This is a genomic window from Streptomyces sp. NPDC059003 (assembly GCF_042740445.1).
In the GTDB taxonomy this organism is placed as follows: Bacteria; Actinomycetota; Actinomycetes; order Streptomycetales; family Streptomycetaceae; genus Streptomyces.
Genome location: NZ_JBHYJH010000074.1, coordinates 1 through 23,396, shown reverse-complemented (window position 1 = coordinate 23,396; position 23,396 = coordinate 1). Strand labels below are relative to the sequence as shown.

The 23,396-nt window shown below is 72.1% G+C and carries 22 protein-coding genes; 18 read left to right on the top strand and 4 right to left on the bottom strand.

Annotation, left to right across the window (positions count from 1 at the left end; genetic code table 11):
- Positions 1–21: 21 nt before the first annotated feature.
- Positions 22–1,092, bottom strand: coding sequence for a LacI family DNA-binding transcriptional regulator (locus tag ACFWZ5_RS24570; protein WP_384792783.1), 1,071 nt, complete (start codon positions 1,090–1,092; stop codon positions 22–24).
- Positions 1,093–1,250: 158 nt separating this feature from the next.
- Between ACFWZ5_RS24570 and ACFWZ5_RS24565 the strand changes: the two genes are divergently transcribed.
- From ACFWZ5_RS24565 to ACFWZ5_RS24485, 17 genes are all read left to right on the top strand, one after another.
- Positions 1,251–2,510, top strand: coding sequence for an MFS transporter (locus tag ACFWZ5_RS24565; RefSeq protein WP_384792787.1), 1,260 nt, complete (start codon positions 1,251–1,253; stop codon positions 2,508–2,510).
- Positions 2,511–2,519: 9 nt separating this feature from the next.
- Positions 2,520–3,881, top strand: coding sequence for a Pup--protein ligase (gene pafA, locus ACFWZ5_RS24560; protein ID WP_384792790.1), 1,362 nt, complete (start codon positions 2,520–2,522; stop codon positions 3,879–3,881).
- A gap of 203 nt (positions 3,882–4,084) precedes the next feature.
- A complete protein-coding gene (locus tag ACFWZ5_RS24555; RefSeq protein WP_384792793.1) occupies positions 4,085–5,077 on the top strand; it encodes an FKBP-type peptidyl-prolyl cis-trans isomerase in 993 nt (330 codons plus the stop codon).
- Between the two features lie 59 nt (positions 5,078–5,136).
- Complete coding sequence (locus ACFWZ5_RS24550) at positions 5,137–5,511, top strand: FKBP-type peptidyl-prolyl cis-trans isomerase (protein ID WP_384792796.1); 375 nt, start codon at positions 5,137–5,139, stop codon at positions 5,509–5,511.
- A gap of 187 nt (positions 5,512–5,698) precedes the next feature.
- Positions 5,699–6,652 carry a helix-turn-helix transcriptional regulator gene (locus ACFWZ5_RS24545; RefSeq protein ID WP_384792799.1) on the top strand — a complete coding sequence of 318 codons (954 nt, stop codon included), beginning with the start codon at positions 5,699–5,701 and terminating at the stop codon, positions 6,650–6,652.
- A 17-nt stretch (positions 6,653–6,669) separates the two neighbouring features.
- Positions 6,670–7,740, top strand: coding sequence for a helix-turn-helix transcriptional regulator (locus tag ACFWZ5_RS24540; protein ID WP_384792802.1), 1,071 nt, complete (start codon positions 6,670–6,672; stop codon positions 7,738–7,740).
- A gap of 131 nt (positions 7,741–7,871) precedes the next feature.
- Positions 7,872–8,126, top strand: coding sequence for a hypothetical protein (locus ACFWZ5_RS24535; protein WP_384792805.1), 255 nt, complete (start codon positions 7,872–7,874; stop codon positions 8,124–8,126).
- A gap of 9 nt (positions 8,127–8,135) precedes the next feature.
- Positions 8,136–8,333, top strand: coding sequence for a hypothetical protein (locus ACFWZ5_RS24530; protein WP_384792808.1), 198 nt, complete (start codon positions 8,136–8,138; stop codon positions 8,331–8,333).
- Between the two features lie 238 nt (positions 8,334–8,571).
- Positions 8,572–8,865, top strand: coding sequence for a Sec-independent protein translocase subunit TatA (gene tatA / locus ACFWZ5_RS24525; protein ID WP_384792811.1), 294 nt, complete (start codon positions 8,572–8,574; stop codon positions 8,863–8,865).
- Positions 8,866–8,960: 95 nt separating this feature from the next.
- Positions 8,961–9,857, top strand: a complete 897-nt coding sequence (gene tatC, locus ACFWZ5_RS24520) for a twin-arginine translocase subunit TatC (RefSeq protein WP_384792845.1) — start codon at positions 8,961–8,963, stop codon at positions 9,855–9,857.
- Between the two features lie 58 nt (positions 9,858–9,915).
- A complete protein-coding gene (locus ACFWZ5_RS24515; protein ID WP_384792814.1) occupies positions 9,916–10,806 on the top strand; it encodes a diacylglycerol kinase in 891 nt (296 codons plus the stop codon).
- Positions 10,807–10,865: 59 nt separating this feature from the next.
- On the top strand, positions 10,866–13,709 hold the full coding sequence (locus tag ACFWZ5_RS24510; protein ID WP_384792817.1) for a DEAD/DEAH box helicase: 2,844 nt from the start codon (positions 10,866–10,868) through the stop codon (positions 13,707–13,709).
- Positions 13,710–14,338: 629 nt separating this feature from the next.
- A complete protein-coding gene (locus ACFWZ5_RS24505; RefSeq protein WP_384792821.1) occupies positions 14,339–15,973 on the top strand; it encodes an ATP-binding protein in 1,635 nt (544 codons plus the stop codon).
- A complete protein-coding gene (locus ACFWZ5_RS24500) occupies positions 15,970–16,377 on the top strand; it encodes a roadblock/LC7 domain-containing protein (RefSeq protein WP_384792824.1) in 408 nt (135 codons plus the stop codon). Before ACFWZ5_RS24505 ends, ACFWZ5_RS24500 begins: the two co-directional genes overlap by 4 nt.
- Positions 16,374–16,838 carry a DUF742 domain-containing protein gene (locus tag ACFWZ5_RS24495; protein WP_384792827.1) on the top strand — a complete coding sequence of 155 codons (465 nt, stop codon included), beginning with the start codon at positions 16,374–16,376 and terminating at the stop codon, positions 16,836–16,838. Before ACFWZ5_RS24500 ends, ACFWZ5_RS24495 begins: the two co-directional genes overlap by 4 nt.
- Entirely contained in the window at positions 16,819–17,448 is a 630-nt protein-coding gene (locus ACFWZ5_RS24490; RefSeq protein ID WP_384792830.1) for an ATP/GTP-binding protein, read from the top strand. The genes ACFWZ5_RS24495 and ACFWZ5_RS24490 overlap by 20 nt, the downstream gene beginning before the upstream one ends.
- Positions 17,449–17,558: 110 nt before the next feature.
- Positions 17,559–19,037, top strand: coding sequence for a cytochrome P450 (locus tag ACFWZ5_RS24485; protein ID WP_384792833.1), 1,479 nt, complete (start codon positions 17,559–17,561; stop codon positions 19,035–19,037).
- A gap of 18 nt (positions 19,038–19,055) precedes the next feature.
- Here the strand turns inward: ACFWZ5_RS24485 and ACFWZ5_RS24480 are convergent, their stop codons facing one another.
- Positions 19,056–20,000, bottom strand: a complete 945-nt coding sequence (locus tag ACFWZ5_RS24480) for an RluA family pseudouridine synthase (protein ID WP_384792836.1) — start codon at positions 19,998–20,000, stop codon at positions 19,056–19,058.
- Between the two features lie 53 nt (positions 20,001–20,053).
- Between ACFWZ5_RS24480 and ACFWZ5_RS24475 the strand changes: the two genes are divergently transcribed.
- A complete protein-coding gene (locus tag ACFWZ5_RS24475) occupies positions 20,054–20,635 on the top strand; it encodes a GNAT family N-acetyltransferase (RefSeq protein ID WP_384792839.1) in 582 nt (193 codons plus the stop codon).
- 823 nt (positions 20,636–21,458) lie between these two features.
- Here ACFWZ5_RS24475 and ACFWZ5_RS24470 read toward each other — a convergent pair.
- Together ACFWZ5_RS24470 and ACFWZ5_RS24465 are read right to left on the bottom strand one after the other, a co-directional pair.
- Positions 21,459–22,304, bottom strand: coding sequence for a siderophore-interacting protein (locus ACFWZ5_RS24470; RefSeq protein WP_384792842.1), 846 nt, complete (start codon positions 22,302–22,304; stop codon positions 21,459–21,461).
- A gap of 60 nt (positions 22,305–22,364) precedes the next feature.
- Complete coding sequence (locus ACFWZ5_RS24465) at positions 22,365–23,279, bottom strand: 5'-3' exonuclease H3TH domain-containing protein (RefSeq protein ID WP_384792848.1); 915 nt, start codon at positions 23,277–23,279, stop codon at positions 22,365–22,367.
- Positions 23,280–23,396 lie beyond the last annotated feature (117 nt).

The following is a 23,396-nucleotide window of genomic DNA, read 5'->3' as shown; positions in this document are numbered from 1 at the left end:
CGCCCCGTGCTCCGGTGCCTGTCACCGGGGTGCGGGGCGTCGTGCTGTGGAGCCGCGCACGACGAGGCGGACGGGCAGGGGCTCGGCCCGGGACGCCTGGCCGTCGAGGACGGCGAGGAGGGTGGCCATGCCGCGCTCGCCGAAGTCCTCGGCGGGGAGGCGGACGGTGGTGAGCTCGGGTTCGACGGCGGTGGCGAGGGTGAGGTCGTCGAAGCCGGTGACGCTGAGGTCGTCGGGCACGTGCAGGCCGAGGCGGCGGGCGGCCTTGCAGACGCCCGCGGCGAGGACGTCGTCGTCGCAGATGAGCGCGGTGGGACGGGGGCCTGCGGCGGTGAGGGCGGCCTCCGTGGCGGTGCGGGCGTCGTCGACGGTGAGGGCGGCCTTGCTGGTGCGGAGCGTGGCGCCGGTGCCGCGGAGCGCGGCGGCCAGGGCGTCGCGGCGCACGTCGAAGGTCCAGGAGTCGATGTCGGCGGTGAGGTGCAGGAAGTCCCGGTGGCCGAGGCCGAGGAGGTGCTCGGCGACCTGGCGCATGCCGTCGGCGATGTCGAGGTTGACCGTGGTGGCGCCGAGGCTGTGGGCGGGGTCGCTGTCGAGCATGACGAGGGGAAGCGCGTCGCCGCGGAGGGTGGCCAGGGCGTCGGAGGCCATGGAGGAGGCGAGGACGCCGTCGAGCGCGGCGCGCGCGGAGTCGAAGGGGTCGCTGACGCGGGGGGTGTGGGTGGGCCTGTCCGTGGGCGCGGGGGCCGGGGCGACGCCCTCGGGGGAGGGGTAGAGGACGACGCTGAAGCCGTGGCGGGCGGCGACGCGGGCGGCGCCGGTGTGGAGCCGGGCGAAGAACTCGTTGGTGAGCGCGGGGACGACGAGCAGGGCGGTACGGGTGCGGCCGAGGCGCAGGTTGCGGGCGGCGAGGTTGGGGCGGTAGCCGAGCTCCCTGGCGGTGGCACGGACGCGCTCGGCGGTGCGCTCGGCGACGCGGCCGTGCCATTTGCCGCCGAGGACGAGGGAGACGGTGGCCTGGGAGACGCCGGCGGCGCGTGCGACGTCGCGGCTGGTGGGGCGGGGGGCCGTGGTGTCGTGCTGGGGTCCGGCCACGGACGTCTCCTGGTGGGTGTCGGGGTGCTCGTCGCTGTGCCGGTCGGGCGGGGCGCGGCGGTGGACTGCTGAACAGCGCTCATGGTACGTATGACCCCGCAACGTTATACGTACAACTTCGGGCGCCGCGGCGCGCGGGCGGGGTGGAGGGCGCGGTCATGGCTACCGGTTACGCGGAGATCCTCCGGGCGCGGTACGCGACCCGATTGCTGGTGGGCACGTTGGTGGGGCGGCTGCCGAACGCGACGGCGGCGATCGCCATCGTCCTCTTCGTCCGCGCGGAGGACGGCACGTACAGCCTGGCGGGCGCCCTCGCGGCGGTGTACGCGGTGGCCACGGCGGTGGGCCAGCCGCTCCTCGGCCGGCTCGTGGACCTGTACGGACAGCCCCGGGTGATGCTGCCCGCGGCCGTCGCCTCGGCGCTCGGCATGGCGGCGTTCGCCTTCACCGGCCCGGACACGCTCGCCGTCGCGTACGCCGCGATGGTGGTGGCCGGTGTGTTCACGCCCCCTCTCGAGGGCGGCCTGCGGGCGCTGTGGCCGGACGTCCTCGGCAAGGAGGAGCACGTCCACACGGCGTACGCGATGGACGCCGTGGCGCAGGAAGTGATGTTCACCGTCGGGCCGTTGCTGGTGACCGGCCTGGTGTCGCTGTGGTCGGAGCGGGCGGCGCTGCTCGTGGTGAACGCGATCGGCGTGCTCGGCGCGCTGTCGGTGGTGACGGCGCGGCCCTCGCGCACGTGGCGTTCCGCGCCGCGGGAGGCGCACTGGCTCGGGGCGCTGCGCTCACCCGGTCTGCTGGCGCTGCTCGGGGCGTTCCTCTTCGTGGGGACGGCACTTGGGGCCATCACGGTCGCGGGTGTGTCGTACGCGGACGGGCACGGCGGTGACGGGGTGTACGGCGCGATGGTGGCGGGCCTGGGGCTCGGCGCGCTGGTGGGCGGCGTGGTGTACGGGGCGCGGCAGTGGGCGGGGGTGCCGGAGCGGCGTCTTGTGGTCCTCGTGGCGCTGCTCGCGGTGTTCTACGTTCCGCTGGTGCTCACGCCGGGCGCGGTGGCCATGGTGGCGCTGACGACGCTCGCGGGGGTGTTCCTCGCGCCGTCCCTCGCGTGCGCGTTCATCGTGGTGGACCGGCACGCTCCGCGGGGCACGGTGACGGAGGCCTTCTCGTGGCTGGTGACGACGTTCACGGTGGGTACGGCCGTGGGGACGGCCGTCGGCGGGCCGGTGGTGGAGCGGGGCGGCCCGGCGTGGGGCTTCGCGGTGCCGGGCCTCGCGGGGGCGGCGGCGCTGCTCGTGCTGCTCGCGACGCGACGGGTCCTCGCAGCTACCGGCGACCGCGGGACGGTTGAGGGTTCATCGGAAAATGATCGAAGCCGTGCCGTCGAACCCGGTTTCAGTGCGGGGCATCAGGCGTAATGTTCAGTCATGGACCGCCGCATTTTCGGGCTGGAGAACGAGTACGGCGTCACGTGCACGTTCAGGGGACAGCGCCGTCTGTCGCCTGACGAAGTGGCGCGCTACCTCTTCCGCCGTGTCGTGTCATGGGGCCGCAGCAGCAACGTCTTTCTGCGGAACGGCGCCCGCCTGTATCTGGACGTGGGATCACACCCGGAATACGCGACACCCGAGTGTGACAACGTGACCGAGCTGGTCACGCACGACAAGGCAGGCGAGCGCATTCTCGAGGGCCTGCTCGTCGACGCCGAACGCCGTCTGCACGAGGAGGGAATCGCGGGCGACGTCTATCTGTTCAAGAACAACACGGACTCGGCGGGAAACTCCTATGGTTGCCACGAGAACTATCTCGTGGCCCGGCACGGGGAGTTCTCCCGGCTCGCGGACATCCTGATTCCGTTCCTCGTCACGCGGCAGTTGCTGTGCGGCGCGGGCAAGGTGCTGCAGACGCCGCGGGGCGCCGTGTACTGCGTGAGCCAGCGCGCGGAGCACATCTGGGAGGGCGTGTCGTCGGCGACGACCCGCTCCCGGCCGATCATCAACACGCGTGACGAGCCGCACGCGGACGCCGAGCGCTACCGCCGCCTCCACGTCATCGTCGGCGACTCGAACATGTCCGAGACGACGATGCTCCTGAAGGTCGGCGCGACCGATCTGGTCCTGCGCATGATCGAGGCGGGCACGGTCATGCGGGACCTGACCCTGGAGAACCCGATCCGGGCGATCCGCGAGGTCAGCCACGACATCACGGGCCGCCGCAAGGTGCGCCTCGCCAGCGGCCGTGAGGCCTCCGCCCTCGAAGTGCAGCGCGAGTACTACGAGAAGGCGGTGGACTTCGTCGAGCGCCGCGGCATCCGCACGGGCACGGTCGAGCAGGTCCTCGAACTGTGGGGCCGTACGCTCGAAGCGATCGAGACCGAGGACCTGGACCGCATCGCCACCGAGATCGACTGGGTCATGAAGTACAAGCTCATCGAGCGGTACCGGGCGAAGAACAACATGACCATGTCGCACCCGAGGGTCGCGCAGATAGACCTCGCGTACCACGACATCCACCGCCGCCGCGGGCTCTACTACCTGCTCGAGAAGAAGGGACAGGCGGCCCGGATCTGCAACGACCTGAAGATCTTCGAGGGCAAGTCGGTGCCCCCGCAGACCACGCGCGCGCGGCTGCGCGGCGACTTCATCCGCCGGGCACAGGAGCAGCGCCGGGACTTCACGGTCGACTGGGTGCACCTGAAGCTCAACGACCAGGCGCAGCGCACGGTCCTGTGCAAGGACCCGTTCCGCTCCGTGGACGACCGGGTGGAGAAGCTCATCGCAGGGATGTGACCGCCGGCCCCCGATGACCGGCAGCTGAGCGCGGAGTTGTCCGTTCGCGGCCGTTCCGTACGGGCCCGGTGGGGGCCCTGAGACGGCAGTGCGTGGCGGGAACGCAACGCGGGGCGCCGTACGTTCCTCGTACGGCGCCCTTCTCACTGCGTAGAGTTGCGCGCACGCCCACTGACAAGATCGACCGATACGAGGCCCCCACCGTGCGCCGACGCTCTCTCCTCCTGGCCGTTCCGGCCGGCCTGCTGACCCTGGCCGGATGCGGTGACGACAAGTCCGACAAGGCCAAGTCCAAGGACAGCAACACGCCGACGAACTCCACGCCCCCGAAGGGAAAGATCGTCGACGGCCCCGTGCCCGCGATCACCAAGGGCACGAAGTTCGGTGAGAAGCCGACCATCGCCAAGGGCTCCGGCAAGCCGTCGGCCGACCTGGCGGTGAAGACGATCATCGCGGGCAAGGGTGTCGAGGTCGCCAAGGGCGACTATCTGCAGGCCCACTACCTGGGGCAGATCTGGGACACTGCCAAGGTCTTCGACAACTCCTACGACCGCAAGGCGCCGACGATCTTCCCGATCGGCGTCGGCCAGGTCATCCCCGGCTGGGACCAGGGCCTGGTCGGCAAGAAGGTCGACAGCCGCGTCGAGCTCGCCATCCCCCCGGTCCTGGGGTACGGCAAGCAGGGCAACCCGCAGGCGGGCATCAAGGGCACCGACACCCTGGTCTTCGTCGTCGACATCGTGAACACGTACAGCAAGAAGAGCTCCGCCAAGGGCAAGGACGTCGCCCAGGACAACGCGGACCTGCCCAAGGTCGGCACCAACACCGACGGCAAGGCCCCCAGCGTCGACGTCCCGAAGAAGGACGCCCCGAAGAAGGTCGTGGCGACCTATGTGATCGAGGGCGACGGCGACGAGGTCAAGGAGAGCGACACGCTCCTGTGCCAGTACAAGGGCGTGCTCTGGGCCGACGGCAAGGAGTTCGACTCCTCGTACAAGAGCGGTCAGCTCGCGCAGTTCTCGCTCCAGCAGGTCATCCCGGGCTGGCGCGAGGGACTGAAGGGCAAGAAGGTCGGCAGCCGCGTCCTGGTCGTCGTCCCGCCGAAGGACGGCTACGCCGACAAGCCCCCGCAGAAGAGCCCCATCAAGAAGGACTCCACGCTCGTCTTCTCGGTGGACATCCTCGCGAAGATGTGACGCCGGGGAATGGCAGACTGTCCCGGTTGTCCTATCGCACATGAGCAGGAGCTAGTCACGTGAACATCGACAAGCCCGAGATCGACTTCCCCGACGGCCCGGTGCCGACGGAGCTCCAGATCGACGAGATCTGGGAGGGCGACGGGCCCGTGGCCAAGGCGGGCGACTTCGTCAAGGTCCACTACGTGGGTGTGTCCTTCTCGTCCGGCGAGGAGTTCGACGCCTCCTGGAACCGCGGCAACCCGCTGGAGTTCCAGCTCGGCGCCGGCCAGGTCATCGCCGGCTGGGACCAGGGTGTGCAGGGCATGAAGGTCGGCGGCCGCCGCAAGCTGACCATCCCGCCGCACCTGGCGTACGGCGACCGCGGCGCCGGTGGCGGCCGCATCGCCCCGGGCGAGACGCTGATCTTCGTCTGTGACCTGGTGGCCGTCTGACGCCTGTCGCCCCACGGTGGCGCGTCCGCGCGTGACCGGAAGTGACCGACGAGGGCCCATGCCTGCCTTGGCATGGGCCTTCGGCTTTTGCCAGCATGCCCCGGACCGGTACGGTCATCGGTCGTAAGCACTGGTGAGTGGGCACCGGGAGCCACTCGCGGGTGGACAGGGCCGAGAAAGGGCGTCGATGGCCATTGCCAAGGCCGAGCGGCTGATGAATCTGGCGCTGTGCCTGCTCGGGACGAGGCGGCCGCTCAGCAAGCGGGAGCTGCGGGAGTCCATCGAGGCCTATCTCGAAGCGGGGTCCGAGGACTCCTTCAACCGGATGTTCGAGCGCGACAAGGACGACCTGCGCGAACTCGGCCTCGTCATCGAGACGGTGGAGAACCTCGACGGCGAGACGGGCTACCTCGCACGCCGCGACAGCAACCGCCTCCCGCCCATCACCCTCGACGCCGAGGAGGCCGCCGCGCTCGGCCTCGCCGCGAAGGTGTGGCAGCAGGCCAGGCTCGCCGGGGCGGCCAGCGGAGCCCTGCAGAAGCTGCGCGCGGCCGGGCTGCCCGAGGGCGTCGACCCGTACGAGACGCACGGCGCCCTGGAGCCGCGCATCCCCGCGCACGAGGCCGCGTTCGAACCGCTGATGCTGGCCTGCCGCGACCGCAGGCCCGTCGTCTTCGACTACCGCAAGGCCACGGCGGCCCGGCCCGGGCAGCGCCATGTCGAGCCCTGGGCCCTGGAGTGCTGGCGCGGCCACTGGTACCTGGCGGGCTGGGACCGCGACCGGGAGGCGGAGCGGGTCTTCCGGCTCTCCCGCATCACCGGCAAGGTCCGCTCGCGCGCCGGGAAGTTCCGGGCGGAGGTGCCCGACGTCGTCACGGTCCGTGAGACCGTGGAGCGCTGGGCGGGCGAGAAGGCCGACCGGACCGCGCTGATCCGGCTGCGCAAGGGCGCGGGCTACCCGCTGCGCGCCAAGGCCGTCGGCACGCGGGCGCTGGACGGCGACTGGGACGAGCTCGAGATCCCGTACGGGCACGGGCTCGACGCCTGGCTGGTGGAGTTCGGGCCCGACGTGGTGGTCCTGGAGCCCGCGGAGCTGCGGGCCGACGTGGTGGACCGGCTGCGCGCCGTGGCCAAGGGCTGAGGGGGAACGGACAGAGCATGGCCGCGAACGCCATCGATCAGACCAGGCGGATGCTGTCCCTGGTGACGTATCTGCGGGAGCGCCCGGGCGCCCGCGTCGGGGACGTCGCGCGCGCCTTCGGCATCACCGAGGACGAGCTGATCTCCGACCTGGACGTGCTGCCGCTGTGCGGGACGAGTTTCCGCGGCGGCGATCTGCTCGACATCGACACCGACGGCGAGCGCATCTGGTGGCGCAACCCCAACGCGCTCAGCGCGGACGCGGCCGCTCCGCTCCGGCTCGCCGCCGACGAGGCCACCGCGCTGCTCGTGGCCGCACGCGCCGTGGCGACACTGCCCGGCCTGCGCGAGAGCGACCGCCTCGCGCTCCTGCGCGCCACCGCGAAGCTGGAGGCCGCCGCGGGCGAGGCGGCCGGGGCGAGCTCCCGGCTCTCGGTGACCTTCGAGTCCGAGGGCGGCGTCTTCGCCGATGTCGACCGGGCCATCTCGGAGCGGCGCAGGCTCTGGATCCGCTACTACTCGCCCGCCCGCGACGAGCTCACCGAGCGGGAGATCGACCCGATCCGGCTCGTCAGCGTCGGCCACACGTACGTGGAGGCGTGGTGCCGCCGCTCCGAGGCGCGGCGCACCTTCCGGCTCGACCGGGTCGCCGAGATCAAGGTCCTCGACGAGCCGTCCGCGCCGCCGGAGATCGAGCTGCGGGACCTCTCCGCGGGCCTGGTGCAGCCCGCCGCCGAGGACCCCGAGGTGGTCGTCGAGGTCGGCCCCGGCGGCCGCTGGGTCGCCGAGTACTACCCGCACGACAGCGCCGAGGAGCTCCCCGACGGCGGCCTGCGCATCACGCTGCGCACCCCGGACCCGGCGTCCCTGCGCCGGCTCGCCCTGCGCCTGGGCGGCGACGGCCGCATCGTGTCGCCGCAGGACCTCGCGGACAGCGCGCGGCGGGCCGCACGGGAGGCGCTGGCGGCGTACGACGGGGTGGTGTACGAGGACGTGGCGCACGACGGCCCGGCGGGCGGGGCCGCGCACGAGGGCGACGGCGGCGGTGCGGGGACGCATGGCGGCGCTACGGGCGGGCCCGGGGCGTGAGGACGCCGGGCGCGGGGGCGTACGGGGGGCACGGCGCCGGATCGGGGGCGGGGTGTGAGGGACGCCGGAGGGCGAGCGATCGGAGTGCCCGCGTGGTGCGTGGAGAACCGAGCCGAGGAGAGTTGCACAGTATGTCGCTGACGTCCCTTACGTCCCATCCGATGGCCGCGGTGCTCTTCAAGGCCGCGTGCCCCGACTGCCGCGCGCGCTTCGAACTCGCCGCGGGCGCCCTGCGGCTCGCGATCGGCGCCAGCCGCCGTACGACCTTCTACTCCTTCACCTGCCCCGAGTGCGGCACCGCCGTCCGCAAGCCCGCGGGGGAGCGCATCATCGAACTCCTCACCGGCGGAGGGGTGCGGACGCTGCGGCTGCACTCGACCGTCTAGGCTCGGCGCATGTTCTGGGCGATGCTGGCGGTGGCCGTGGGATTCTGCGGTCTCGCCGTACTGGGTGTGTTCGCGATCAAGGTCTTCGTGGAGGCCCAGCGTCTCGGGCGGCAAGTGACCGAGACCACGCGGCGGATCAACCGCGCGGCCGAGGACCTGGAGCGGGCCGCGACCGGAGTGGTCAGGGCGGGCAGCGACCTGAAGTGAGGCGCGGGCGGCCGCTGCGCCACGGCGTGACGCGGAGCGGCCTGTCAACTGTGCTGACCGGCCAGGTACGCTGCTGAAGTGGTCCGAAATGTGAGGCGCGGACCGCAACTGGGAGTATGCACGGGGATTGCCCCGCGTTTACTCCAGGGGGTTACGATCGCTGGCAAGCCCGGTGGTCGGACGACTGTCCGACAGCCGGTCCCGAAATCTGACGCCTCGGTGAAGAAGGTAGACAGCTATGGGTAGGCTCGGCCCCACCGAGATCATTCTGATCCTCGTCATCCTGGTCCTGCTCTTCGGTGCGAAGAAGCTTCCGGACATGGCCCGGTCCCTCGGCAAGTCGGCGCGCATCCTCAAGAGCGAGGCCAAGGCGATGAAGTCGGAAGGCAAGCAGGACGAGGCCGCCCCGGCCGACCCGCCCGCCACCACCGACAAGACCGCTCCGCAGCAGCGCACGATCCAGGCCGCGCCCGGCGATGTGAGCAGCTCCCGTCCGGTCGCCGAGCCGACCGACCACACGACGCAGCGCTGATCCAAGGCCGACCCCGACCGTCGGCCTGCCGCACGAGATGAGGACGTGGGTTGCTCAAGTCTGCCCGCAAGAAGGAGAGGGACCCCGAGGGGCGGATGCCGCTCGCGGACCATCTGCGTGAGCTCCGCAACCGGCTCGCGAAGGGAATGCTGGCGATCACGATCGTCGCGATCGTCGCCGCGTTCTACAGCGAGGACATCATGGAGTTCCTCGCGGACCCCGTGCCCCGCTGCAAGGAGGGCATGTCGACCACGGGCGGCGAGTGCGCCACCGTCGCCTACACGGACCTCCTCTCGCCCTTCACCACGACGGTGAAGGTGTCCCTCATGGCGGGCGTCATCGTGGCGAGCCCCGTCTGGCTGTACCAGCTGTGGGCCTTCGTCGCGCCCGGACTGCACAAGCACGAGCGCAAGTACACCTACGCCTTCGTCGGTGCGGCCGTGCCGCTGTTCCTCGGCGGCGCCTGGCTCGCGTACGAGATCATGCCGGTCAGCATCCGCGTGCTGCTCGGGATCACGCCCGAAGGGTCGGAGAACATCCTGCCCATGGACAAGATCCTGGACTTCAGCGTCCGGATGGTCCTGGTCTTCGGTGCCTCCTTCGAACTGCCCCTGCTGCTCGTGATGCTGAACATGACGGGCATGGTCACCGGGCGGCGCATGCTCGGCTGGTGGCGCGGCGTCGTGATGGGCGTCTTCGTCTTCGGCGCGGTGGCGACCCCCACGACCGACCCGGTCGGCATGATCGCGCTCGCCGGACCCATCGTCGTCCTGTACTTCTTCGCCGTCGGCTTCTCGGTGCTCAACGACAAGCGCCGCCGCCGCGCCGACCCCGACGCGGACCTCGACGACGACGAGGCGTCGGACCTCGACCTCACGCCCGAGCCGATCGACGACGTCAGGCCCGTCCCCGCCGCCAAGTCCCTGCCCGAGCAGGTCAACGGCGACGGCACCCGCTCCGCCCGGCACAACGGCTACGACGACGTCACCTGACCCCTCCTGAGCGGAGCCGCCGTACCCATGCGGGCCGACGCCTTGTAAGGTCCGCCCCGTGACCAGCGAGATCACTCTCTTCGTCAACCCCACCGCGGGGCGCGGCCGGGGCGCCCACGCGACCCAGCCGGCCGCCGCGGCCCTGCGCGCGGCCGGCTTCTCCGTGCGCACCGTCATCGGGGAGGACGCCGACGACGCGCTGCGCCGGGCGCGTGCCGCCGTCGACGGCGGCACCGGGGCCCTGATAGCCGTCGGCGGGGACGGCATGGCGAGCCTCGCCCTGCAGGCCGTCGCGGGGACGCGCACCCCGCTCGGGGTGATCGCCGTGGGCACCGGCAACGACTTCGCCCGCGCGCTCGGCCTGCCCGTGCGGGACCCGGCCGCCGCGGGCGCTCTCGTCGCCGACGCGCTGAAGGGCGCGCGGCTGCGGGACGTCGACCTCGGGCAGGTCGGCGGCACCTGGTTCGGGTCCGTGCTCGCCTCCGGGTTCGACTCCCGGGTCAACGACCGCGGCAACCGCATGCGCTGGCCCACCGGACGCTTCAAGTACGACCTGGCGATGGTCGCCGAACTCGCCGCCCTCGCACCCATCCCGTACCGGCTCACGCTCGACGACGGCGACGTGCGGGAGGTCGAGGCGACCCTGGTCGCGGTCGGCAACGGCTCGTCGTACGGCGGTGGCATGAAGATCTGCGCCGGGGCCGACATGAGCGACGGCCTCTTCGACATCACGGTGGTCGGCGCGTGCAGCCGCACCACGCTCCTGACGGTCTTCCCCCGCGTCTACAAGGGCACGCACCTCGGCCACCCGAAGGTCACCGTGCACCGGGCCGCGAAGGTCGAGCTCGCGGCGGCGGGCGTCACCGGGTACGCGGACGGGGAGCGGCTCGGGCCGCTGCCGCTGACCGCGCGGTGCGTGCGCGGGGCCGTGCGGGTGCTCGGGCCCTGAGGTCCGCGCCCCGGTCCTGACCAGCGGGCATATGCGCAGGTCCGGATATTGATCGTCCGATGTCAGTGGTGGCCGGTAGGCTCGAAAGCACGATGACAGAGGACCTCTCACCGGCCGAGCGGTATGCGGCAGCGCGGCGGCGCGCTGCCGAGCAGGCCACCGCGCTCGCGTCCTTCCGCGAGATGTACGAATTCGGCCTCGACCCTTTCCAGATCGAGGCGTGCCAGGCCCTTGAGGCCGGCAAGGGCGTGCTCGTGGCCGCTCCCACGGGCTCCGGCAAGACGATCGTCGGCGAGTTCGCCGTGCACCTCGCGCTCCAGCAGGGCAAGAAGTGTTTCTACACCACGCCCATCAAGGCGCTCTCCAACCAGAAGTACGCCGACCTCGCCAAGCGGTACGGCGCGGACCGCGTCGGCCTGCTCACCGGTGACAACAGCGTCAACTCGGAGGCGCCGGTGGTCGTGATGACCACCGAAGTCCTGCGGAACATGCTGTATGCGGGCTCCCAGTCGCTCCTCGGCCTCGGGTACGTGGTGATGGACGAGGTGCACTACCTCTCCGACCGCTTCCGCGGCGCCGTCTGGGAAGAGGTGATCATCCACCTCCCGGAGTCGGTCACGCTCGTCTCCCTGTCGGCCACCGTGTCGAACGCCGAGGAGTTCGGCGACTGGCTCGACACGGTCCGCGGCGACACCGAAGTGATCGTGTCCGAGCACCGGCCCGTGCCGCTGTTCCAGCACGTCCTCGCGGGCCGCCGCATGTACGACCTCTTCGAGGAGGGCGAGGGCCGCAAGAAGACGGTCAACCCGGACCTGACCCGCATGGCCCGCATGGAGGCCAGCCGCTCGTACAACCCGCGGGACCGCCGCAAGGGCAAGATGGTCCGCGAGGCCGACCGCGAGCGGGAGCGCAGATCGCGGTCGCGGATCTGGACGCCCGGCCGCCCCGAAGTCATCGAGCGCCTCGACGCCGAGGGCCTCCTGCCCGCCATCACGTTCATCTTCAGCCGCGCGGGCTGCGAGGCCGCCGTCCAGCAGTGCCTGTACGCGGGCCTGAGGCTCAACGACGACGGCGCGCGCCTCCAGGTGCGCGAGCTCGTCGAGGAGCGCACGGCCTCCATCCCGAACGAGGACCTGCACGTCCTCGGGTACTACGAATGGCTGGAAGGCCTGGAGCGCGGCATCGCCGCCCACCACGCGGGCATGCTGCCCACCTTCAAGGAGGTCGTGGAGGAGCTGTTCGTCCGCGGTCTGGTCAAGGCGGTGTTCGCCACCGAGACGCTCGCGCTCGGCATCAACATGCCCGCCCGCAGCGTGGTCCTCGAAAAGCTCGTGAAGTGGAACGGCGAGCAGCACGCCGACATCACACCGGGCGAGTACACCCAGCTGACCGGCCGCGCCGGCCGCCGCGGCATCGACGTCGAGGGCCACGCGGTGGTCCTCTGGCAGCGCGCCATGAGCCCCGAGCACCTGGCGGGCCTCGCCGGCACGCGCACATACCCGCTGCGCTCCAGCTTCAAGCCGTCGTACAACATGGCGGTGAACCTGGTCGAGCAGTTCGGCAGGCACCGCTCGCGCGAGCTCCTCGAGACGTCCTTCGCGCAGTTCCAGGCCGACAAGTCGGTCGTCGGCATCTCCCGGCAGGTGCAGAAGAACGAGGAGGGCCTCGACGGCTACAAGGCCTCCATGACCTGCCACCTGGGCGACTTCGAGGAGTACGCGCGCCTTCGCCGCGAGCTCAAGGACCGCGAGACCGAGCTCGCCAAGCAGGGCGCCGTGCAGCGCAGGGCGGCCGCCGCGGCCGCCCTGGAGAAGCTCAAGCCGGGCGACGTGATCCACGTGCCGACGGGCAAGTACGCGGGCCTCGCGCTCGTCCTCGACCCGGGCCTGCCCGCCGGGCGGGCCAACGGCCATCGCGGCTTCGACCACCAGGACGGGCCGCGCCCACTGGTGCTCACCGCCGAGCGGCAGGTCAAGCGGCTCGCAGCGATGGACTTCCCGGTGCCGGTCGAGCCCGTGGAGCGCATGCGCATCCCCAAGTCGTTCAACGCGCGCTCGCCGCAGTCGCGCCGCGACCTGGCCTCCGCGCTGCGCACCAAGGCCGGGCACATCGTGCCCGAGCGCCACCGCAAGGGCCGTTCGGCCGCCGCCGACGACCGCGAGATCGCCCGGCTCCGCACCGAGCTGCGCGCCCACCCGTGCCACGGCTGCGACGAGCGCGAGGACCACGCCCGCTGGGCCGAGCGCTACCACCGCCTGCTGCGCGACACCAAGCAGCTGGAGCGCCGCATCGAAGGCCGCACGAACACCATCGCGCGCACCTTCGACCGCATCGTCGCCCTCCTCACCGAGCTCGACTATCTGCGCGGCGACGAGGTCACCGAGCACGGCAAGCGCCTCGCCCGGCTGTACGGGGAGCTGGACCTGCTCGCCAGCGAGTGCCTGCGCGCGGGCGTCTGGGAGGGCCTCGCCCCTGCCGAACTGGCCGCGTGCGTCTCGGCGTTGGTGTACGAGGCGCGGGTCGGCGACGACGCGCTCGCGCCGAAGCTGCCCTCCGGCAAGGCCAAGGCGGCGCTCGGCGAGATGGTCCGCATCTGGGGTCGCCTCGACGCCCTGGAGGAGGAGTTCCGGATCAACCAGACCGAGGGCGTCGGGCAGCGCGAGCCCGACCTCGGCTTCGCCTGGGCCGCGTACATGTGGGCCAGCGAGAAGGGCCTCGACGAGGTGCTTCGCGAGGCGGAGATGCCCGCCGGTGACTTCGTGCGCTGGTGCAAGCAGGTCATCGACGTGCTCGGGCAGATCTCCGCGGCCGCGCCACGCGAGGGCAGCACGGTCGGGAAGAACGCCCGCAAGGCGGTGGACCAACTGCTGCGCGGGGTGGTGGCGTACAGCTCCGTCGGCTGACGCGCGCGGGCGCCGCGTGCCCCGAAGGCGATTTGGTGTGGCCCCCGCCGGGTGACTCGGCGGGGGCCACACGCGTACCGATCCGGTGCTCCTTCCGTGCGCGGGGCGTTGACACCGGTTTCGTACAGCGGGTGTCCGGGAGCGGGGTGCTCGGGCGGGCGTGCGGGGCGCCCTGGGGGAGCGGAGGCGCTGACGAGCGGGGTGCAAGCGGCTCCGGGGCCCGTGAGCGGCACTGTTCGAAGTGCTCACTCCATGCGTTCGAACGCTCGCGATGCGTGCAAATAGGGCTGAGTGTAGGCGCCTCGGCGGGCGCTCGCAGAGGGTTGCCGAATATGACTCCAGCGTGATCCGAGCGGACTAAGCTCGCCCGGAGCGTGGCGAGTTGAACGAGTTGCGTCAGATTCGCGCGCTTGTTCGTCGCTTGTTCGGAATCTTTCGATAGTTCGTTTTGCGCGTACGCAGGGAGAGCCTTCCCTCCACCTTCCTTCCCCACCCCTTTCCACCCCCCCTTCCCCGACGTCCCTCTCGACTTCCCCCTCGAGACCCGCAGATCCCCACAGCCCCACAGCCCCACAGCCCCCCCAGCTCCCCCAACCTTCTCCCCCAAGACGAGTGTTCAGAGGGCATACATGGTGAGTGTTCAAACGCCTCCCGGTGGCCGAGAAGTCCCTTACGCACGCGTGCTGTTGCTGCCCGCCATCGTCATGGCGGCCGCCACCGGAGCCGCCGTCGCCGTCGTGGCGGACCCGGCCCGGAACGCGGTGGCCCTGTGCGGTGCCGTCGCCACCCTCGTGGTGATCGCCGTCGGCGGCGAGGCCGCGCGCCGCGGCCGCGCCATCCGGGACCTGCGCCGCGGCCACGCGGAGCGGGTCGCCCACCTGGAGCGGCGCGTCGCGGCCCTCGACGAGGACACCGTGCGCCTCGGCCGCCAGCTGCTGCCCGCGACCCTCCAGCGGGTCCGGCAGGGCGAGGCCCCTGCAGAGGCCATCCGGCACGTCATCGACGGCGACGAGGCCCACCGCGGCCTGCCGCGGTCCCAGCGCGAGCTGCTGCGCTCCGTCCTGGACACCCTGGACCGCGAGGAGGCGATGCGGGAGAACGCCCAGCGCGCCTTCGTCAACATCGCCCGGCGCGTGCAGTCCATCGTCCACCAGCAGGCCGCGGAACTCCGCGACATGGAGGAGTTCCACGGCCGCAACCCCGAGGTCTTCGACGACCTGCTCCGCATCGACCACGGCACGGCCCTGATCGGCCGCCTCGCCGACTCGATCACGGTCCTCGGCGGCGCCCGCCCCGGTCGCCAGTGGCCCAAGCCCGTACCGCTGTTCAGCGTGCTGCGCGGCGCCATGTCCCGGATCCTGGAGTACCAGCGCGTCGATCTGCACTCCATCGCCAAGGTCGCCATCCACGGCACCAAGGTCGAGCCGCTCATCCACGCCTGCGCCGAGCTCCTCGACAACGCGACGCGCTACTCGCCGCCCCAGACCCGCGTGCACGTCACCGCGGTCGAGGTGCAGACGGGCATCGCCGTCGAGATCGAGGACGGCGGCGTCAGCCTCAGCGAGGAGGCCCGCGCCCGCGCCGAGCTGATGCTGGAGCGGGCCAAGGAGGGCATGGACCTCAACGACCTCGGCGAGACCCCGCGGCTCGGCATGGCCGTCGTCGGACGGCTCTCGCAGATGTACAACCTCCAGGTGTCGCTGCGGCAGTCCGCGTACGGCGGTGTCCGCGCCGTCCTGATCGTGCCGCGCGACATGCTCACCGCCGACTCCGCGCCCGGCCTCGCCCACGGCATCGGCGCCTCCGCCGTGCCGCGCGTCAACGCCGACGGCACGATCATCGAGGAGGCCCGCGACATCCGGCGCAAGAAGCCGCGCAAGGTCACCACGGTGCCGCGCCCCTCCATGCCGCTCTCCGCGTCGATGGAGGACGAGATCCCCGAAGTCACCGAGTGGACGGCCAACGGCCTCCCGCAGCGCAGGAGCCGCGTCAAGATGCCGCTCAGCGAGCGCTACGCACAGGAGGCCGAGGCGCAGCGGCGCGCCGAGGCGGCCATGCAGTCCGCCCCGCCACCGCCGCCGCCACCGGTGCGCAAGCACGAGGAGAAAGAGCCCGGTCTGTGGATCGAGGCCTTCATGAAGGGCGTGAACGGCGAGGACCCGGGCACGGGCGACCACGCGAACGACCCGGCGGCCCCCCAGCAGGTCCGCACCGAGAACGACCACGGCAGCACCGACCACGCCGACGAGGGAGGCTGGAAGTGATCCAGCAGCGCGCCAACTTCGACTGGATGCTCAAGGAACTCGCCGACGGCGTGCACGGGACCCGGCAGATCGTGGTCCTCTCCGCCGACGGCCTGCGCATCGCCCGGCACGGCGGCGACCCCGACGCCGCCGACCGCCTCGCCGCCGCCTGCGCGGGACTGCAGAGCCTGGCCGCCGCGGTCGCCACCGAGATCCCCGAGAGCGACGGCAACATGCGCATGGTCATCATCGAGGTCGACAGCGGCTACTTCTACATGATGGCCGCCGGAGCCGGTGCCTATCTGGCCGTCCTCGCCGAGGAGACCGTCGACGCGGGCCTCATCGGCAACCGCATGCGCGACCTCGTCGTCCGCATCGGCGCCCATCTGACGAGCCCGCCCCGGCGAGACGGGCAGGCCGTATGACTCATCCGCAAGACCCCTCCTCCCACGATCCTTCCGACCCCCGCTTCCAGGTCGACCTGCCCGTCCGGCGCGAGCGCCGCAGCCCCGAGGCCCCCGGGAAACCGGCGAACGCCGACACCCCGACGGCCTCGGTGGACACGACGAATCCCGCGCGGCTCTACATCCTCACCGGAGAGGACTCCGAACGGGCACCGCTCGACCTGGTCACGCTGATCGTCGCCAGGGGCGCTCCGTCCCCGACGGCACAGCCGGAGCAGTCGGCCGTGCTGCGGCTGTGCCGCACACCGCTGTCCGTCGCGGAGCTCTCGGCCTATCTGGCGCTGCCGTTCAGCGTGGTGACCGTGCTCCTGACGGAGCTGCTCGCGGCGGACTTAGTGCAGGCGCGCGCTCCGATCGTGCGCTCCGCGCTCCCCGACCGTTCCCTTCTCGAAGCGGTGATGCATGGACTTCAAAAGCTCTGACACGCTCACCTCCGGCGCGATCACCGGGCCGCGCGAGCAGGATGTCCTGCCCGCGACGGCCGCCGCGGCCGTCAAGGTCGTCATCGTGGGCGGGTTCGGGGTCGGCAAGACGACGATGGTGGGCTCCGTCAGCGAGATCCGCCCGCTGACCACCGAGGAGACCATGACGCAGGCCGGGATCGGCGTCGACGACAACTACGGCTCCGAGACCAAGACCGCCACCACCGTCGCGATGGACTTCGGGCGGATCAGCATCACCGAGGAGCTGGTCCTCTATCTGTTCGGCACTCCCGGGCAGGAGCGGTTCTGGTTCCTGTGGAACGGCCTGTTCGAGGGGGCGCTCGGCGCTGTCGTCCTCATCGACACGCGGCGCCTCCAGGTCAGCTTCGACGTGATCGGACGCCTGGAGGAGAAGGGCGTGCCGTTCATCATCGCCGTCAACGACTTCCCGGACGCGCCGCGGCACCCGATAGAGGCCCTGCGCACGGCGCTCGACCTGGAGCCGGACGTGCCGATAGTGCACTGCGACGCGCGCCGCCGGGCCTCCAGCAGGGACACCCTGATGACCCTCATGCGCTATCTGCACGCCCTCGCCATGGCCAAGGCCTAGGCGCCCCCTCACGCACCCCCCACGCGCCGTATCCCCGTACCTCCGCACCTCCCCGTACCTCTGGAAAACCCCGTACCTCTGGAACGTCCGCAACCCCCGGAGCGACCACCGTGACGACTCCCTCCCAGTCCCGACCCGGCACCGACCAGGCCGCGCCGCCCGGCTGCCCCGCCCATCAGACCTCCGGCCTCGGCCCCGGCGGCCTGCGCCGTCTCTACGGGCCCGAGGCCGACGAGGACCTCGCGGGCGTGTACGAGAAGCTGCGCGCCGAGCACGGCCCGGTGGCGCCCGCCCTGATCCACAACGACGTACGCGTCTGGGCGGTCCTCGGCCACAGCGAGAACCTGCACATGGTCCGCACCCCCTCCCAGTACACCCGCGACTCCCGCCAGTGGTCCGCGGTCAAGGACGGCACCGCGGGCCCCGACCACCCGCTCGCGCCGGTGTTCACCTGGCAGCCGATGTGCAGCTTCGCCGAGGGCGCCGAGCACCAGCGGCTGCGCGGCGCGGTCACCGGCGCCATGGCGGGCCTCGACCACCGCGGCATCCGCCGCCACATCAACCGCTACAGCAACAAGCTCCTCAACGGCATCTGCGAGAGCGGCAAGGCCGACCTGGTCGGCCAGTTCGCCGAGCACCTGCCGATGATGGTGATGCTGCACGTGCTCGGCATGCCCGAGGACTACAGCGAGCGCATGGTGCAGGCCGCCCGCGACATGATCAAGGGCACCGAGACGGCCATCGCCAGCAACGCGTACGTGATGGAGGCCCTCACCCGGCACGTGGTGCGCCGCCGCGCCCAGCCCGAGGAGGACTTCACCAGCGCCCTCATCGCCCAGCCGCAGCAGCTCACCGACGACGAGATGGCGCAGCACCTGCGTCTGGTCCTCATCGCCGCGTACGAGGCGACGGCGAACCTCATCGCGAACGTCCTGCGCATGGTGCTCACCGACCCGCGCTTCCGCGCGCAGCTGAGCGGCGGCCAGATGACCGTGCCGGAGGCGGTGGAGCAGTCGCTGTGGGACGAGCCGCCGTTCAGCGCCATGGTCGGCTACTTCGCCAAGCAGGACACCCAGCTCGGCGGCCGGCACATCAAGGCGGGCGACGGCCTGCTCCTCGGCATCCAGCCGGGCAACGTCGACCCCGTGGTGCGCCCCGACCTGTCCGCCAACATGCAGGGCAACCGCTCCCACCTCGCCTTCAGCGGCGGGCCGCACGAGTGCCCGGGGCAGGACATCGGCCGCGCCATCGCCGACACCGGCGTGGACGCGCTCCTGATGCGGCTGCCCGACGTGGAACTCGCCGTGGACGAGAGCGAGTTGCGCTGGCGCTCGTCGATCCTGTCGCGGCACCTCGTGGAGCTGCCCGTGACCTTCGGGGCGCGGCCGCCGCAGGACGTCACGGCCCGGCCCATGTCGCACGTGCCGGCGCCGCGCAAGGGCTGGGAGGTGTCGTCGCCGCTGCCGGAGCCGGTCCCGCAGCCGACGGCTCCCGCCGCCCCGGCCGCCGCGTGGCCCGCCCCCGACGCGACGCCCGTGCGGCGCAAGGGCGCGTGGCGGCGGTTCCTGGAGTGGTGGCGCGGCTACTAGGCCCGCGACCGCGCGGCGCTACCGGGCCCACTCCTCGTACGAGGCCCAGGCGGCGAGGGTGCGCCCGCTGACGAAGCGGTGTGCGGTGCCGGTCACCGGGTCCGTGAACTCCAGGGTCCTGGCGAGGAGTTGGAGCGGGCGCCGGAAGTCGTCCGGCGCCACGGGCGGGCGCACCGCGGGGTAGAGCGGGTCGCCGAGGAGGGGCACGCCGAGGGCGTTCATGTGGACGCGGAGCTGGTAGGTGCGGCCGGTGCGCGGCAGCAGGCGGTAGCGGCCGCGGCGCCCGTCGTGCTCGACGAGTTCGACGACGCTCTCGCTGTTCGGCTCGGCGCCCGCCACCTCGTACGCGGCGAGGACGCCACGGTCCTTCACGATGTGGCTGCGCACGGTGCGGGGCAGGGCGAGGCCGGGGTCGTACGCGGCCACGGCCTCGTACTCCTTGTGCACCCGCCGGTCGCGGAACAGCGTCTGGTAGGCGCCGCGCTCCTCGGGGCGCACGGTGAACAGGAGCAGGCCCGCGGTGAGCCGGTCCAGGCGGTGGGCGGCGCCGAGCGTGGGGATGCCGAGCTCGACGCGCAGGCGGGCGAGCGCGGTCTCGGTGACGTGGCCGCCGCGTGGCATCGTCGCGAGGAAGTGCGGCTTGTCGGCGACGACGATGTGCTCGTCGCGGTACACGACGGCGATGGGGTACGGCACCCGGGGCTCGGCCGGCAGGTCGCGGTGGAACCAGACATACGCGCCCGCCGTGTACGGGGCGTCCGGCGCGACCGGCGCCCCGTCCGCGCCCACGATCCGCCCCGCCGCCAGCATTCCGTCGATGACGCCGGGCCCCGCGGCGAGCCGCTCCACGAGATGGTCCCGCACGGTCGCCCACGCCCCGTCCTGCGGCAGTCGCACCCGCACGGGGTCGACGCCGTCGCGCTGGGGCAGGGGAGCGGGCGGGATACGGGGCTTGCGTCTCACCGGGCAAGCGTAATTCGCTGGGAGCGGGCCGGGCCGCCGAGCAGGATGGGGGCATGCCCTACAAGATCTCGGATGTCGTGAAGCCCGGTACGTTCGCCGAGCGGGACCAGCCTCGGCTGCCCGCGTCCGGCGGCCTGATCCTGCGCCCCTGGGCGCCCGCGGACGCGCCCGTCGTGTACGAGTCGTTCCAGGATCCGCTGCTGCAGCGCTGGCACGCGCGCGTGGCGGAGTCCGTGGCCGAGGCCCGCGGGTGGATCGAGACCTGGCGCGCGGAGTGGTACGAGGAGAACTCCGCGCAGTGGGCCGTCGCCGACGCGGAATCCGACGAGGCGCTCGGCCGGGTCGCGCTGCGGATGATCGCCCTCGGCGACGGCCAGGCGGAAATGGCGTACTGGACGGCCCCGCGCGCCCGGGGCAGAGGCGTCGCCTTCCGCGGCGTGACGGCCCTGACCTCCTGGGCCCTGGACGAGATAGGCCTGCACCGCCTCGAACTGACCCACTCCACAGCGAACGAGGCGTCGTGCCGCGTGGCCCTGAAGGCGGGCTACACCCCGGAGGGCACGAAGCGCAGCGCGGTTCTGCATGAGGACGGGTGGCATGACATGCATCTGCATGCGCGGGTGCGGGGGGATTGAGGGGCGGGGCGGCCGGCTGTGGGGTGGGTGGGGGTGTCGGGCGTGGGGTGAGCGGGGTGCCCGGTGCGGGGTGAGTGGGGGTGCCCGGCGCGGGCTGAGTGGCGGGGAGGTCCGGCGTGGGCTGGGGGCCGGGGAGGCTTGGCGAGGCTCGGGCCGGGGCGATGCCTCGTGGGGGCTGGTCCCGGGGGAGGCCCTGCCCGGGCTGCGCCGCCATGAGGCCGGGTGGGGCCGGGTGAGGGCTGGTCTCGGGGGTGCCCTGTGAGGGTTGGGTTCCGGGGGTGCTCTGTGAGGGCTGGGCCGCAGGGATGCCTCGTGTGAGCTGGGTTCCGACGATGTCCGGCGAGGGTTGGGCCCAGTGGTGTCCTGCGGGGCTGCGCTCGGCGGTGCCCCGTGGGTTGCTTCGCAGGGATGGCGCGCGTGGGCTGGGCGCCGGGGAGGCTCGGCGAGGCTTGGGCCGCCGTGACGCCTCGTGGTGGCTGGAACCCGGGGTTGTCCTGCGGGGGTTGGGCTCATGGATTTCCTGTGAGCGCTGCCGCGTGCTGGTGCCCGCGGGTGCCGTGCCCCGGGGATGCCCTGCGAGGGCGCAGCCCGCAGCGAAGCGCTGCGGGGGCCGTGTGGGAGAGGTGCCGCGGGGGGGGGCTCGGGGTTGCCCTTGTGGGGGTTGGGGCCCAGGGGGTGTCCTGTGAGTGTTGGGTTCCGGGGATGCTCTGTGGGGCTGCGTCGTAGCGATGCCACGTGTGGGTTGGGTTCCAGCGGTGTTTTGAGGGGGCTGCGTCCCGTGTGGGTCCGGGGACGCCCCGGGTGGTGGGGCGTCCCTTGGTGGTCAGGCCGCGGTCGTGCCGGTCTCCTGTTCGGCCTCCACCTGGGCGTTCCACTCGCGCTTTGAGGCCTGCCAGCCGTCCTCGTTGTGACCGAGGCGCCAGTAGCCGGAGACAGAAAGGCGCTCGCGCGGGACCTGGTGGTCCATGCGCAGGACGCGGCGCAGGTCCTTCACGAAGCCCGCCTCGCCGTGCACGAACGCCTGCAGCTCGCCCGCGGGGAAGTCGAGCGCGCGCACGGCCTCGACGAGGGCCTGGCCGACGGGGCGGCCGGCGCGGTGCAGCCAGACGACCTCCGCGCTCGTCTGGATCTTCTGCTCCTCCTCGGGGCCCTCGACCTCCACGAACGCGCGTACCTCGGCGCCCTCGGGCAGCGCCTCCAGCGCGGCGGCGATCGCGGGCAGCGCGCTCTCGTCACCGGCGATCAGATGCCAGTCGGCGGCCGGGTCCGGGGTGTACGCGCCGCCGGGGCCGAGCAGCCGCACCGTGTCGCCGGGCTCCGCGCGCAGCGCCCACGGCCCGGCCAGGCCCTCGTCGCCGTGGATCACGAAGTCGAGGGCGAGCTCGCGGGCCTTGGGGTCCCACCAGCGCACCGTGTACGTACGCGTGACGGGCCACTGCTCGCGGGGCAGCTCCTCGCGGATCCGCTGGATGTCGAAGGGCTCCGGGTAGGTCACCCCCTCCGGGGCGAAGAGGATCTTCACGTAGTGGTCGGTGAACTCCCCGGCCGAGAACTCGGAGAGGCCGTCGCCGCCGACGATCACGCGCCGCATGTGCGGGGTCAGCCACTCCGTGCGGACGACCTGTGCGACGTGGGGCTTCGGACTCCTGCGTGCGGGCCGCTCTGCCATGACGTGCCTCCCCTGATCCACTGCTTGTTAGGTTTACCTAACCTAACATCTTGTGGTCCGTCAGTCCTGGAGGACGGTCAGCAGGCGTTGCAGTGAGCCGCCGAGGCCCCAGCGGGCCGCGAGGTCGTCGAGCGCGGCCGGGTCGCGCGGCTCGCGCGGCAGCGCCACGTCGACGTCCGGCAGCGGTACGTCGCTCGCGACCCGGACCACCTTCGGCGCGACCGCCACGTACGCGCGGGACTCGTCGAGCCGCTTGCGCTGCGAGGGCGTCAGCTTGGACTTCGGGTCGTCGACCGCCGCCATGATCCCGGCCAGGTCGCCGAAGGCGTCGAGCAGCTTGGCCGCGGTCTTCTCGCCGATGCCGGGCACGCCGGGCAGGCCGTCGCTGGGGTCGCCGCGCAGCAGGGCGAGGTCGACGTAGCCGGGGCCGTCCACGCCGTACTTCTCGCGCAGCCAGGTCTCGTCGGTCACCTGGAGCGTGCCCACGCCCTTCAGGGGGTACAGGACGCGGATGCCGCGGGCGTCGTCCACCAGCTGGTACAGGTCGCGGTCGCCCGTGATGATGTCGACCGGGCCCGCCGCCCGCGCGGCGTACGTGCCGATCACGTCGTCCGCCTCGTACGCCGGGACGCCCACGCGGGCGATGCCGAGGGCGTCCAGGACGTCCTCGATGACCGGGACCTGCGGGGAGAGCGTGTCCGGCGTCTCCTCCGTGTCCGGGACGGCCGCGCCCTCGGGGGCCTCCTCGGCGACGCGGTGCGCCTTGTACGACGGGATGAGCTCCACGCGCCAGTGCGGGCGCCAGTCCGCGTCCATGCAGGCGACGAGGTCGTCGGGGCGGTGGTCCTGGACGAGGCGGGTGATGAAGTCGAGGAGGCCTCTCACCGCGTTCACCGGGGTGCCGTCGGGGGCCCGTACGGATTCGGGGACGCCGAAGTAGGCCCGGAAGTACAGGGACGCCGTGTCGAGCAGCATGAGCCGTCGGGTTTGGTGGGTCACGGGGGCATCTTGCCGCACGGGTCTGACAGCGCGCCGCGTCCCTCGCGGGGGCGCCCCAGTCCCGCCCCTTCCCGAACTAGGGGGCTGCGCCCC

Excerpts from the sequence above, each read along its gene's own strand:
- ACFWZ5_RS24565 (WP_384792787.1), top strand. The coding sequence starts at position 1,251 with ATGGCTACCGGTTACGCGGAGATCCTCCGGGCGCGGTACGCGACCCGA.
- pafA (WP_384792790.1), top strand. The coding sequence starts at position 2,520 with ATGGACCGCCGCATTTTCGGGCTGGAGAACGAGTACGGCGTCACGTGC.
- ACFWZ5_RS24545 (WP_384792799.1), top strand. The coding sequence starts at position 5,699 with ATGGCCATTGCCAAGGCCGAGCGGCTGATGAATCTGGCGCTGTGCCTG.
- ACFWZ5_RS24540 (WP_384792802.1), top strand. The coding sequence starts at position 6,670 with ATGGCCGCGAACGCCATCGATCAGACCAGGCGGATGCTGTCCCTGGTG.
- ACFWZ5_RS24535 (WP_384792805.1), top strand. The coding sequence starts at position 7,872 with ATGTCGCTGACGTCCCTTACGTCCCATCCGATGGCCGCGGTGCTCTTC.
- ACFWZ5_RS24530 (WP_384792808.1), top strand. The coding sequence starts at position 8,136 with ATGTTCTGGGCGATGCTGGCGGTGGCCGTGGGATTCTGCGGTCTCGCC.
- tatA (WP_384792811.1), top strand. The coding sequence starts at position 8,572 with ATGGGTAGGCTCGGCCCCACCGAGATCATTCTGATCCTCGTCATCCTG.
- tatC (WP_384792845.1), top strand. The coding sequence starts at position 8,961 with ATGCCGCTCGCGGACCATCTGCGTGAGCTCCGCAACCGGCTCGCGAAG.
- ACFWZ5_RS24510 (WP_384792817.1), top strand. The coding sequence starts at position 10,866 with ATGTCAGTGGTGGCCGGTAGGCTCGAAAGCACGATGACAGAGGACCTC.
- ACFWZ5_RS24505 (WP_384792821.1), top strand. The coding sequence starts at position 14,339 with ATGGTGAGTGTTCAAACGCCTCCCGGTGGCCGAGAAGTCCCTTACGCA.
- ACFWZ5_RS24495 (WP_384792827.1), top strand. The coding sequence starts at position 16,374 with ATGACTCATCCGCAAGACCCCTCCTCCCACGATCCTTCCGACCCCCGC.
- ACFWZ5_RS24490 (WP_384792830.1), top strand. The coding sequence starts at position 16,819 with ATGGACTTCAAAAGCTCTGACACGCTCACCTCCGGCGCGATCACCGGG.
- ACFWZ5_RS24475 (WP_384792839.1), top strand. The coding sequence starts at position 20,054 with ATGCCCTACAAGATCTCGGATGTCGTGAAGCCCGGTACGTTCGCCGAG.
- ACFWZ5_RS24470 (WP_384792842.1), bottom strand. The coding sequence starts at position 22,304 with ATGGCAGAGCGGCCCGCACGCAGGAGTCCGAAGCCCCACGTCGCACAG.
- ACFWZ5_RS24465 (WP_384792848.1), bottom strand. The coding sequence starts at position 23,279 with ATGCTGCTCGACACGGCGTCCCTGTACTTCCGGGCCTACTTCGGCGTC.